Origin of the sequence: Ciceribacter sp. RN22, assembly GCF_024054295.1 — a bacterium.
GTDB classification, from domain to species: Bacteria; Pseudomonadota; Alphaproteobacteria; order Rhizobiales; family Rhizobiaceae; genus Allorhizobium; species Allorhizobium lividum.
Map to the genome: position 1 here is coordinate 1 of NZ_JAMXLD010000007.1, position 11624 is coordinate 11624.

Genomic DNA, 11624 nt, shown 5'->3' on the forward strand with positions numbered 1-11624 from the left:
GCGTCGGCGTCAGCGTCTGCGTCGGCATCCGCGTCCGCATCGGCGTCTGCGTCGGCATCCGCATCGGCGTCCGCATCGGCATCAGCATCTGCGTCGGCGTCAGCATCGGCGTCAGCATCCGCGTCAGCATCCGCGTCGGCATCAGCATCCGCATCAGCATCGGCATCAGCATCCGCGTCGGCATCCGCGTCCGCATCGGCATCAGCATCAGCATCCGCGTCGGCATCTGCGTCGGCATCCGCGTCCGCATCGGCATCAGCATCAGCATCCGCATCTGCATCGGCGTCAGCGTCCGCATCGGCGTCCGAGTCGGAATCCGAATCCGAGTCGGAATCCGAATCCGAGTCGGAATCCGAGTCGGAATCTGCATCCGCGTCTGCGTCTGCGTCTGCATCTGCGTCGGAGTCATCTCCGTGGTGGTGCCCGTTCGCCACTATGCCGCCAACGAGACCGAGAACGCCGAGCGCACCCAGGAGGATAGCCGGGTTAACCGACATGAGCGGCAGGAAGCCGACAGTCTCATTCAAGCCGCAGCTGTCTTCGGAGATTATCGCCTTGAGAATTCCCTGCCGGTCGTCCTCGAAGGTGATCTCGACCATGCAGCCGCAGGTTTCGTCCTTCAGGTCCGTATTCTCGGCGACGAGAGCGAGGATCGGTTTGCCACCCGCGCGTGCACGAAAGAAATCCGCAAGCTCAACGTGCTCGCCATTCACCAATCTCAAGATCAGCCGATCGCCACGCCGTTCGTATGAAGACACCGCATCGACCGAGAGACAGAGTGCCACCCGCGATGCGTTTCCAACATCCAACGTGGGCGCGGCGCCGACCAGATTGACTGCAGACGCCGAGCCCGTAGCGGAACCAACAACTTCACCGTGAATATTCATAATCTGTTCCTTTACCTGGAGGGCGCTTGCATGCTTGGCGACATGGCCCGTCGAATTCGCGAGGTAACGAGAGAGGCCGTCCTCTCGTCATGGTTTCTGCGGCACGCGGAGCGACGCCTTCTTCTCTGCAGAGAAGCTGGAGAGCCCGCGCCGGACGTTGGTCGTGGAGGTGGATAGAGCAGAGGGGGATAAAGCAAATGAGCACGCCAGACTGCGTGCCGAACTGCAGGTTCAGACAGAAGCCAAGTCGACAAACCCGTCGCTCTGGACTGGTCTGAAGCGGCTAACCTCGCGTAGCTTCGCGCACCAATAGCAAACTGCACCGTCTACTCCGTACTCTGTTACATACCCGCCAAACGACGGGCGTAATGCAGGCTTCAGAGAAGCAGACGCAGGAAGCGCGCTAATGGGCAACATTAGGGAGCATAAGACCGAAACTGGACTTGCATAAAACGGATTGTGATCGACATGTGTCGAAATTAATACTGTTTTAATTTTTTGTACTTCTTAACGATACCTGTCTAATGCGCCACATTAGCGATAAATGTACATAAAGTTGAATTATCTTTATTAATCAGTGTGTTGGGGGAAATTTCGATGCGACGAGGGCGAGCAAATTGTTCTTTTTTGGGACAGTATTTTACCGGCGGCCCATCCTTGTTCGCCGAAAGACTATCCGGCGGCACCGGTGACCTCCCTTCCCCGGCGGAATCCGGAATGCGCTCAAGAGGGCACCCCGGGCCGGGCGGGTTCCGGGCTTGCGTGGTCGTCCAACCGCGATCGTTGAAGCTGCGGAAGCCGAGCCTTTCGGACGGGAACGGCGAAGTCCTTCTTGAAGACTGATGTTTCTGTTGATGGCAACTCGTCTTCCGGACCGGTAGCCCTGGTCACCCCTCGCCCGCCTCCTGCTCCAGTTCGGCAAGCCGCTCCCGGCAGATCGCCTCGACGAGCCGGTGGAGATGTTCCGTCCGTTCGAGAAGCCATTCGAGCGCCTCTTCGGTGATTTCGAAGTGTTTCGAATAGCGCGCCTTCACATAGGCCTCGTTGAGAATGTTGTACCAGGCGGTGAAGCGGTGCTGGTCGCGCGGCCAGGCCTCGATCAGGCGGCGATCGTGATCCTCGGCAAGCCCGCGCAGGAATTTGAGGTTGTGCGACGGCGGACTGTAGTTCGTCAGCGTCAGCAGCAGGCACGAATAGGCTGTCTCGACGGATTGATGAAGGAGAAAGGTAGCAAGCGCGAGATTGGATCTATCCAAGTAGAAATGACTGCCTTCTAGGAAGCCCTTCGCATTCACAAGGTGCCTCTCGAAATGCTCGCTTGCGACCCTCAGTGCATCGGCGGGAGATAACCGCTTCGGCTCGGCCAGCGGCCGGTCGTCGAGCTCGTAGAGCACGATGCCTTCCCGCAGGATGTCGACGAAGAAATACTGCCCGTCGGCAAGGAAGTTGTTCACCTCCCGTGCCCCATGGACGATCAGACCCACCGGCGTCGAGATCGCCTTGTCCCACAGCAGCCGGTCGGTCGCCTTGTCCCAGTACTGCGGCTCGGCCAGCTTCTTCGAACTGACGATCACCAGAATGTCGTAGTCCGAGCGGTAGCCCTTCAGCGTATGCGGCTCGTCGACGAAGGTGCCGCGGGCATAGGAGCCGAAGAGCACAATCTTCTGGATGCGCCCGCGCTTCTTGAACTCGGCGGCGGCTCCCTCCAGCGCATCGGCGAATTCCTCGTGGATGATCTCCACGATACGGCCAAGCTCGCGCTGCTTCTTCTCCGGAAGATGGTCGAGGGATGTCTTCATGCCCCAACCGATAGGACAAAGCCGATTCGCCGTCCACTAGCGAATTTATGAGTGCTTGCGCCAGTTCGTTGGCCCGGATGGATCGGTGGCAGAGCAGCAGGTTCCTGCACGGCATTCCTGGATGACCGAGCGTGACGTGGCGCCGAGGACCTTAGTTGACCTTGAACATTATGCAGCGAAGCAGAGCGCTTGCGTCATGCATTTGATGCGCTCTGTTTGGGTGTCCCGGGTCTGGCAGGCACTGTCGATAAATGTGAACATACTACAGTTCAAAGGGACGGTCATTATCGTGGTACATGAGCCCTGGCTGTCATATCAACGCCAAGCGCGCGCATCACCGCCAGCGTTGTCTTGAGAGTCGGGTTACCGCGCTCGCTGAACGAGCGGTAAAGCTGTTCGCGGGAAAGGCCGGTCTTGCGGGAGATTTCGGTCATGCCCTTGGCGCGGGCGACGACGCCGAGCGCCTTCGCGACATATGCCGCATCGCCAGTTTCAAAAGCGTCGGCCATGAAGGCTGCAATTTCCTGGTCATCGACCAGTGCGGCGGCAGGGTCGTAGGTGGTTAGCTTCTCAGTCATCTTGTTCACTCCATGCTTTGGCGAGCTCTTGGCGGCGGCAATGTCGCGGATCTCAGATCCCTTGTCCCCGCCGCATAGCAACACGATCAGGAGATTTCCGCGTTGCTGGAAGTGGACGCGATAACCGGGGCCGTAGTGAATCCGCAATTCGTTGACGCCCTCGCCTACCGGCTCCACGTCGCCCGCCAAGCCTTCGGCCAGACGCATCACCCGTCCACACCGGCTCGAGGATTAGGCTGATGACCAAATGGAAGACGAAGGTGTATCGGGTCGGCGTCAGCAAAGAACCCATCTACGAGGGCGGATTTGAAGGCACCGGCCTGGCCGCCGACAACCATCTGTCTGATTTATGGAGCAAATACACGCCGGCTGACGGAACGGGACATCGCGCGACGCTCCGGGAAGTCGGCGATCATCAACTACGCACGGTGATTGGATCGCAGGCGAGCGATGGCGCGTTGGAACCGGCACCTCCTTGATCCCGTTAGCCCGTGCCAGATTTAATTTGCACGGAGCGTGACCAAATGGTAGAAAAGAAGTCTAATAGGAAGGCCAAGATCATGACTGCCGTTAGAGTTACCACTCAGAGCGAGACCCGGAAGACGTTCGACGTGCGTCCTTCGCAGGCGCCGGTGAACTATGACCAGTTGATCGACGAGGCTATGAAGCGCTTCCCGAAGGTTCATGCCATCCTTGCGCAGTGAACCTTTCTGGCTTCCAACCGAAGTCATCGTCAAGCTGAATCTGATTCACACAACTAAAACGGGGGAGAATCATGCGTTGATTTCCCCCGATAAGCTTGAAGGCGCCCTCGCTCGCCCGATTAACCGCTGGCATTATGATCAGGAGGCGGACGCGTTGTCCCTCAGCGTGTCCTACATGGAGGGCATCGCAACCGCGCACGCTTTTGAGCAGGGCAACAAGCGCACAGGTTTCGACGCCGGCTTCCTCTTCCTTAAATCCAATGGATGGACAATCCTTCCGGAAGCCGACCATGAACTGATGGCCGTGGCGTTTATCGAGCTTATGGAGCACAGGCGCACAGCCGAGGATTTTGAGACTTATCTGTCCGACTACCTTGTGCCCAGTGAGTACGACTATCCAATCTCCTGATCAGATGCGATGATGGTTCGCGGCGCTTATCCCGAAGCCGGGATTCCCTCGGCGAAGGCCGCCGTTTGCTTCAACTCGATCATTGAACGTTTGTAGTCTAAGAACTACAATTAAGCAACCCTATGATGGGTGACAGCCTTCAGTTCCATCCTGCAGCGCGAAGGCCTTCTCCGCTGCGACAAAGGGAAGAAGCCGCACCAACAGCGCGACTTGGGCGGCATAGGGTTCGCGGGCCATCAGCAGCGCCTGTTGAGGCTTCGACGAACTCCAAAGGAACCATGATGCGATAGCGGGAGAGCTTCATCTTGTCCTTTTTGCCCGGCGAAGACATGCTCGACGGCGGACCTGATCTTTGATCGTCGCCCGTTTACCCGCGACGTCGCCTCCGGCATGGGCTTGCCCTTTGGCTTCCTCTGATGAATGTCCGATTTCAAACCGTTCTTCTCCAGCCACTCCTCGTTGCTCTCGGGGCGGTAGGCGCTGTCGGCCCAGACGGTCGAAGCCGTATTGTCCTTGGCGACGACGTTCCTGAGCTGGGCGCTGTCATGGGCCGCCGCACTCGTCGCCTCGTCGCCGTCCATCCGCGGATGAAGCCATACCCCGATCTATGCCCGCACGTATCTTGTAGCAGAACATCGAAATGGCGATGTCTTGCCGCTTGCGCGCGACTGATGTTGGCGTTTCCGTAGGCTTCCTGACCTTGGAAGACTTCACCGTCCAACGCGTCGCGGCCCTTCTGTGCGAGTCTGGCGGGCTTGATTGCGTTCAGTTTCACAAGTGGATCGGCAACCGCGCTCAGCCGCTCGTAACGCTCGTCCAAATCCCAAATGAACCGGCTGTCCCCGCGTCGTCCGCTCCCCGAAAATCAAGCAGCCCGCATTGACCAGAAAAATCAGGAAAGGAAACGTACTTCGAGACCTCCAATCTATCAGCGTTCAATTGGTTCGCCGGCCGGCGGTCTCGTCCGGGCGCAGGCGGCGGCGTCCTTCTGCGCCCGTGCCCGTTTACATGAACCAGCCCTTTCGCCGGTGAGCCCCGGCCGATCCGCAGCCGTCCGTTTCCTTATTTGCCCATCAGGACCGAGGTCGGTTCAACTTCGTCATGAAGCCGAGGGGCAAGGAAACGATTCGCCATCTTCTCGGTCGTTTTCTTCCGGCCGGCCATTTCATTCACCCCTTGTCGAGCTTGCCTGGATAATAACGATGCCGAGTATGCAGCAATTCCAGCAGTGGCAGGACGTGCCCTTCTCCTTCTGGCGCGAGGAGCTGCAGGAACGTGTGCTGGGGGAGACCGCTTTGCGAGCGATATCCCCGGGAGCGGTCAAGAATCTTTGCGGATTGTCGCGCGATCAGTACCTTCAGGCATCTGAAAGAGGTCTTCGCTCTACCCCGCTACGTCATAACACCGACAAGCGAACAAATGCTTCGCGCTTCCAATGCAGATTTCGCCTCGCCCGTCAGATACGGGCGAACAATATCTGGGAAGCGAGACGCCACGAGCAGCCACGCGTTGAGGCGATGAACATGGTTAGCAGTTCGTCAGCCGGGAAAGGCATATTTGTATCCGGCATGGAACATGACGTTCCGGGGGAGGCCTAGCATGAGCGACGACAATGATGATGACAGATTTGAGTTTGACGCCGAGGAGCGGGGTCCAGGTTGGGCGTACGCTCCCGTCAATTTCCTGATTCTGATCGCGCCACTGGCGGGAGTCGTGCTCTTCATTATTTTTTCTTTCGGCAAACAGGCCGGACCTATCGGTTCCCTTCCACTGTCGGACAATCTCGTGACGTCTTCGATTCCGCGGCAACCAGTGCCGATGCATTCGAAGTAATCGTGCAGCAGACAGGAACGACCAAGCAGCTGACCTGGTTCGCCCATCGATGACAGGAGCGACGCACGCATGCGCGACACGCCCGTCGGTCCATCTACGCGGCATGCATGCCCATGTGCTCTACCGAGGTGATGTCGAGCCCGCGCACCAAAAGCGAGCGATGACCGATGCGGACAGCCGGACCGCACGCGCCTAACGCTCACGGCGATATGCTCCCAGGACTGACGCAAGCCGCGGAGCTGCGTGTCGGTCATCGGCTGAACTCAGCCAGCAGCCACTTGTTTTCTTGTTCGAGATGGTCACCGCGCCATGCCCACTTTCCGTGACCTGCCCCGTCGTCATCATCACATGCGCATGTCCGTTGTGAACGTCGTTTTCCTCACGCGGCACATGGACGGCGAAATCCACCGCGCCATAGCGCTTCGCCAGATCGCGCATGGTCTCCCGCACCATCTCAGTCGCTCGTCGACGGACAGTTTATGCGGAGGCATACCTTCGCAGTTCATTCGCCGCACGCATTCATGCCTCGATACAGCGCAAGATACTGAAATTACTCTAGAATTTTAAATTCTGGAGTTTGCCATGCGACAAACAAGCCCGAAAGCTCGGGTTGATCCGTCATCGCCAATAGGTACTATGCCAGCGTCACGCAACATGAACTAGGAGTTGAATCGCATGGCAAACGAGCACGATCACCTCTTGGACGCGGCTGCGGCTCTGGATGTGGGAGTCACCAGGAGGTTCCCGCAATCTGCCGGCGTTCGCGAGGCAGACGAACTGCCGGAAGATTTCACGGAAGTTCCGCACGATCGCGACGTGGCGGCAACCCGTGACGGGAGAGCCGAGATCAACGGCAACAGGTGATCAAGGCGGCGCCGGCACCCGGCATACGCTCCGGAATTCGGTTGGAGCCGCTCCTGGCGGTGACAATGTCGTGGTCAGTGCAATCACACCGGCCTGATATCACTTTGCACTCGAGGACGTCGAAAGGCGCGGGTTCTACGTCGTTTCCCGAGTATTCCACGACACGAATGCAAGGCTGTCGATTGCGCCGTCGGTATGGGAACCGCCTGACGGTGGCAAGGCAAGGCCAGAAAGAAAACAAACCCCGCTACGTTCGATGCGGACTTGCAGGTCTAAGAACTCCGGCCTCAGCGCGACGGAACCCGCCGGCACCGCGCAAGCGGTCTGAAGGATCACGACTGGGGCATGCCAGAGCGCTCATCCATCCTGGTCACTGCACCCCAATCGACCCGGCTTCTTGTCTCCTCCAGTCCGACCGGCTCTCCGCCGCAGCTTGGGAAAGCCATCCCCAAGCTTTTCCGCTGACCGGCCTACTCCTCTTTGCGTTGCTAAACTCGCACATAAGCTTGCCTGCCGGCTATGATTCCGACGTCACTGCCATCGTCCTGGAAAGCACCAAACGGGCAGTTTCATTTTGGACATGACGACAGGCAAGAAGGTTCCCGAAAAGACGCGTTGCGCGATTGTCGTCCCGGTCGAACGGAGAAGCAATCGCCGAAATTGCGCATCAAGAACGGGATAGCGCACGAGGCGGGGGTAGTTTGAAACACGTAGTGGTTCTATTTGGCGGGGCTTCGTCCGAGCGCGACGTCAGTCTCAAGTCCGGGCAGGCATGCGCCGGCGCATTGAAGGAGATCGGTTATACGGTCTCGACACTGGATGTGACGGAGAATGTCGTCGAGGCGCTCCAGTCCCTCCGGCCGGATGTGGTCTTCAATGCTCTTCACGGGCCGATGGGCGAGGACGGCAGGATCCAGGGGCTGCTCGAGTACCTGAAATTTCCCTACACGCATTCCGGCGTACTGGCCTCGGCACTCGCCATGAACAAGGCGAAGGCGAAGGAGATCATGCAGGCTGCCGGCATACCCGTGGCCGACGGGCGGCTTGTCGATCGTCGCGACGCTGCACGAGAACATCCGATGTCCGCGCCGTATGTTCTGAAACCCGTTTCGGAGGGTTCGTCTCTCGGAGTCTTGATCGTGCGCGACGACAAGGTCCCTCCCCCGCAGATGCTGGTGGCTCCCGAATGGCGATATGGCGACATCATGCTGGCCGAGCGCTATGTCGGCGGACGCGAACTGACTTGCGGCGTCATGCATGACCGCGCCCTCGACATCATCGAGATCCGGTCGACGTTCAGCCATGTGGCCGACTTCAGCCCGACGACCGGGCAATTCTACGACTACCAGGCGAAATACTCGAAGGGTGGATCGGTTCACGAATTGCCTGCACGCATCGATCCGGTTGCCTACCGGCAGATCCAGCAATGGGCACTCGAAGCTCATGGCGCGATCGGTTGCCGTGGCGTGACCAGGACCGACTTTCGCTATGACGACGGTCCCGATGGAACCGGAGAGATCGTTGCGCTCGAGATCAACACCCAGCCTGGTATGACGGAGACGAGTCTCGTGCCGGAGATGGCCGCGAGCGCCGGCATCAGTTTCCCCGAGCTCGTCCGCTGGATGATCGAGGATGCGTCACTGAACCGCTGAGGCGATCGTGCGGCGCCGGCGCAATCAGGAGCGACCACACGCCCCCACTGCCTTCCACCTCGTCAGTCTCGAGGGGTTGATTCTTCTTCGACGTGGCCCTCTTCCGCCACGACCTCGACGAGCGACGCGATCTGCTTGCGCAGGGCGAGAGACGCAATCTTGCGAAACGCCGTGTTCAGTTCTCGTCCCTGCGCGGTGGCGACGAAGGTGCCGAGATAGGCGTCGTGCCCCTGCAAGAGAGACACCGCTTGCCCGGCGTCCTTGAAAAAATACGCGACTGGCACACCGAATATGGCTGTGAGCTGCTGCAATCTGCTTGCGCTCACACGATTTCTTCCGTTCTCGTATTTTTGCACTTGCTGGAATGACACGCCGAGCTGCCGTCCAAGGTCCGATTGCGACATCCTGTTCATCTGGCGCTGCATGCGTATGCGCCTGCCGACTTCAGCATCGACCGGATCTGATTGCCAGGAGTTCCGCGGAGTCTGGGACATGGATTGAGCCTCGCCTGTTGTCGCCATTGTGCGGTGGAGAAGGCAGGAGAAGTGCAATTATTGGCAAATAAGCGACAGGCCGTGCGCGAGGGGACGGGGCGTGCGGTACCGCGACGGATCGAACCCGTCACGTGAGGCGTCCGGGAGCATCCGCATGACAGGTGAGACCGGCCCAAGCGCCCCGGCGACGCACGCACGGACGGATCCGTCGCTTTCAACTTGCTTGAAGCAGCATGCGCACAATGAAGAAGCCGAGCCGCCCGGACGGCTCGCGATGTACGGCTTGGTGGATCGTCACCGACAACAACGGAACGACAAGGAAGGCAAACAATATGAGCCTCATCATGGACTCCTCGCTTTGAATCTATGGCTCCATATTGACCTGGCCGGGATGAACGCCGTCGGAATGGCTCGTTTAGCTGGCGTTCAATTTCATTAACAATTTTAACGATTTGGAAGGACGGAGAATTGCGATTGCCGTCTGAAACCCGTGAACGAACAGCGGAATGTCAATGCGACGGTGTCGCGGGGTAATCTCCATCCCGCCGAAAGCCTCGTGGAATGTCGGAGGACCCCCATCGGGCCTGTGGTACCTGGGCGTCGGCGCGCTTCCATCCGCAGATCTGCGCCGCAACCCCCTGCCTGTCGCCACGACGCGATACCCCTCCGACTTACCGCTTCTCCGATGAGCGGCGCGGGCCACAGAAGCCTCAACGAACGACGACTTTGCTTCCTATCGTTACGCGGTCGAACAGATCGATAACGTCCTCGTTGATCATCCGGATGCAACCCGACGAGGATGCCGTTCCGATCGTCCAGGGCTCCGACGTCCCATGAATGCGGTAGAGCGTATCGCCCCCGTTCTTGTAGAGATAGAGCGCCCGCGCGCCGAGTGGATTGTGTGGGCCGGGCTCGATTCTCTGCGGTAGATAGGGCGATGACGATCGCATGTCGTCGGTCGGATACCAGGCCGGCCATTTGGCCTTGCGTCCGATGACGGCTTGCCCCGACCAGGCAAAGCCGGACGCACCGACGGCTACCCCATAGCGCCGAGCCCGGCCGTTTTCGCCGATAAGATAGAGGAGCCTGTCTCTGGTGTAGATGACGATCGTGCCGGGAGGCTCGTGGACTGGCGCCGGCACCTCCGCTGGCTGGAGCTGCTTTGCAAACTTGGTTCTGTCGACAAGGCGCACCGAATAGGGTTCGTCACGATATGCGAGTTTTCGGGCGTCCAGTTCCTCGCTCTTCTGGCGGGCAGATTTGTCCGCATCGACGCATCCGGCGAGCGAGACCAGGACGAGAACGGCCATGAGCCTCCCGGCGGCGCCGAGCAAGCTTGCACACATCTTCAGTCTTCCCGAAACGCCAGGTTCCACACCAGCCCTGCCAGTGTCGCGCCCAGCAAAGGGGCAACCCAAAACATCCAGAGCTGCATGGCCGGCAACGTGGAATCGGCAAACAACACCGTCGCCGTGGACCGCGCCGGATTTAGCGAGGTATTGCTTACCGGAATCGACACGAGGTGAAACAGAGTGAGCGCAAGTCCGATCGCCAGCGGACCGAAACCTGCCGACGCATGCGGAGATGTCGCCCCGATGATGACCAGCACGAAGAGGGCGGTCAAAACGACCTCGCAGAGTGCGACGGCTATCCAGTCGAAACCACCGGGCGAACCCTCCCCGTAGCCGTTGGACGCGAAGGCACCGGCCTCGAAATCCGCCTGGCCGCTCGCGACCACGTAAAGCAGCGCGCCGGCGAGGCAGGCGCCCGCGACCTGCGCCAGCCAGTAGCCGGGGAGACGTCGGCCGTCAAAGCGGCCGGCGAGCATGAGCCCGAAGGTGACCGCGGGGTTGAAGTGGCCACCGGAAATGGGTCCGAGAGCGTAAGCCATCGTCAACACCGACAGTCCGAAGGCGATGGCAACCCCCTGGAACCCGATACCCAGTTCGGGAAAGCCGGCGGCAAGCACGGCGCTGCCGCATCCCGTGAACACCAGTGTGAATGTCCCGACAAATTCTGCAAAGAGTTTTCTCATGCTCTGTCCCCTTCAGGTCGTACCGTTGGTTGCCCGCCTCACCCGGTTCGGGATCCGGCCAGGGTGGCAAGGCTCCTTCCGGGTCAGACGAGATCCGGGACGGTCCGTGCCGCACTGCCTTTTTCCGCTCGCCAATCGAGGAGAAGAGTCTCCCCTGACGGATGTTGCGCCGTCAGGGGAGACGAGAGACACGGCCAGTGTGGGCGGCAGGCCGTGCCTGTTCGTTGTTGGTCAGGCGGCTGTTGCCGGCCGCCCGGGATTGGCGGGGCCGGCGGTTCGAAGGCCGGCCTGCCGTCTTCGGCCTACCACTTGACGCGGAGACCGACGGAACCGCCGAGACGATAGCTGTCGGCGAAGTTCTCGAAGCCG

The 11624-nt window shown here is 59.7% G+C and carries 15 protein-coding genes and 1 pseudogene; 7 read left to right on the forward strand and 9 right to left on the reverse strand.

Features of this window, described 5'->3' with window-relative positions; all coding sequences use genetic code 11:
* The 4 genes and pseudogenes from NHF53_RS22030 to NHF53_RS22045 form a co-directional block, all read right to left on the reverse strand.
* Positions 1-887 (reverse strand): hypothetical protein (locus NHF53_RS22030; protein ID WP_252836112.1); only part of this gene is annotated, 887 nt, incomplete at its 3' end.
* Positions 888-1774: 887 nt separating this feature from the next.
* Positions 1775-2686 carry a nucleotidyltransferase and HEPN domain-containing protein gene (locus NHF53_RS22035; RefSeq protein WP_252836113.1) on the reverse strand — a complete coding sequence of 304 codons (912 nt, stop codon included), beginning with the start codon at positions 2684-2686 and terminating at the stop codon, positions 1775-1777.
* 284 nt (positions 2687-2970) lie between these two features.
* Positions 2971-3264 (reverse strand): addiction module antidote protein, encoded by a 294-nt coding sequence (locus NHF53_RS22040; RefSeq protein ID WP_252836126.1) that lies wholly within the window; start codon positions 3262-3264, stop codon positions 2971-2973.
* Between the two features lie 84 nt (positions 3265-3348).
* A pseudogene (locus tag NHF53_RS22045) lies at positions 3349-3471 on the reverse strand (type II toxin-antitoxin system RelE/ParE family toxin); the annotation flags it as partial.
* Positions 3472-3503: 32 nt separating this feature from the next.
* Here NHF53_RS22045 and NHF53_RS22050 point away from each other — a divergent pair.
* The 3 genes from NHF53_RS22050 (at position 3504) to NHF53_RS22060 (ending at position 4377) form a co-directional block, all read left to right on the forward strand.
* Positions 3504-3743 carry a hypothetical protein gene (locus NHF53_RS22050; protein WP_252836114.1) on the forward strand — a complete coding sequence of 80 codons (240 nt, stop codon included), beginning with the start codon at positions 3504-3506 and terminating at the stop codon, positions 3741-3743.
* Positions 3744-3824: 81 nt separating this feature from the next.
* Entirely contained in the window at positions 3825-3968 is a 144-nt protein-coding gene (locus NHF53_RS22055; RefSeq protein WP_252836115.1) for a hypothetical protein, read from the forward strand.
* Entirely contained in the window at positions 3949-4377 is a 429-nt protein-coding gene (locus NHF53_RS22060) for a type II toxin-antitoxin system death-on-curing family toxin (RefSeq protein WP_252836116.1), read from the forward strand. Before NHF53_RS22055 ends, NHF53_RS22060 begins: the two co-directional genes overlap by 20 nt.
* A gap of 236 nt (positions 4378-4613) precedes the next feature.
* Here NHF53_RS22060 and NHF53_RS22065 read toward each other — a convergent pair whose 3' ends face one another.
* On the reverse strand, positions 4614-4958 hold the full coding sequence (locus NHF53_RS22065) for a hypothetical protein (protein ID WP_252836117.1): 345 nt from the start codon (positions 4956-4958) through the stop codon (positions 4614-4616).
* 1018 nt (positions 4959-5976) lie between these two features.
* Here NHF53_RS22065 and NHF53_RS22070 point away from each other — a divergent pair.
* Positions 5977-6210, forward strand: coding sequence for a hypothetical protein (locus tag NHF53_RS22070; protein ID WP_252836118.1), 234 nt, complete (start codon positions 5977-5979; stop codon positions 6208-6210).
* Between the two features lie 192 nt (positions 6211-6402).
* Here the strand turns inward: NHF53_RS22070 and NHF53_RS22075 are convergent, their stop codons facing one another.
* Entirely contained in the window at positions 6403-6663 is a 261-nt protein-coding gene (locus tag NHF53_RS22075) for a MobA/MobL family protein (protein ID WP_252836119.1), read from the reverse strand.
* A gap of 222 nt (positions 6664-6885) precedes the next feature.
* On the opposite strand from NHF53_RS22075, the gene NHF53_RS22080 reads away from it, so the two are divergent.
* Positions 6886-7074 (forward strand): hypothetical protein, encoded by a 189-nt coding sequence (locus NHF53_RS22080; protein ID WP_252836120.1) that lies wholly within the window; start codon positions 6886-6888, stop codon positions 7072-7074.
* Positions 7075-7775: 701 nt separating this feature from the next.
* On the forward strand, positions 7776-8726 hold the full coding sequence (locus NHF53_RS22085; RefSeq protein ID WP_252836121.1) for a D-alanine--D-alanine ligase: 951 nt from the start codon (positions 7776-7778) through the stop codon (positions 8724-8726).
* Between the two features lie 62 nt (positions 8727-8788).
* On the opposite strand, the gene NHF53_RS22090 is transcribed toward NHF53_RS22085, so the two are convergent.
* On the reverse strand, positions 8789-9247 hold the full coding sequence (locus tag NHF53_RS22090; protein WP_308218699.1) for a helix-turn-helix transcriptional regulator: 459 nt from the start codon (positions 9245-9247) through the stop codon (positions 8789-8791).
* 127 nt (positions 9248-9374) lie between these two features.
* Here NHF53_RS22090 and NHF53_RS22095 point away from each other — a divergent pair, with 127 nt between their 5' ends.
* Positions 9375-9659 (forward strand): hypothetical protein, encoded by a 285-nt coding sequence (locus NHF53_RS22095; RefSeq protein ID WP_252836123.1) that lies wholly within the window; start codon positions 9375-9377, stop codon positions 9657-9659.
* 271 nt (positions 9660-9930) lie between these two features.
* Here NHF53_RS22095 and NHF53_RS22100 read toward each other — a convergent pair whose 3' ends face one another.
* Positions 9931-10566: a L,D-transpeptidase gene (locus NHF53_RS22100; RefSeq protein ID WP_252836124.1), complete on the reverse strand. Its 636-nt coding sequence runs from the start codon at positions 10564-10566 to the stop codon at positions 9931-9933.
* Positions 10567-10568: 2 nt separating this feature from the next.
* Positions 10569-11255, reverse strand: a complete 687-nt coding sequence (aqpZ, locus tag NHF53_RS22105; RefSeq protein WP_252836125.1) for an aquaporin Z — start codon at positions 11253-11255, stop codon at positions 10569-10571.
* Positions 11256-11624 lie beyond the last annotated feature (369 nt).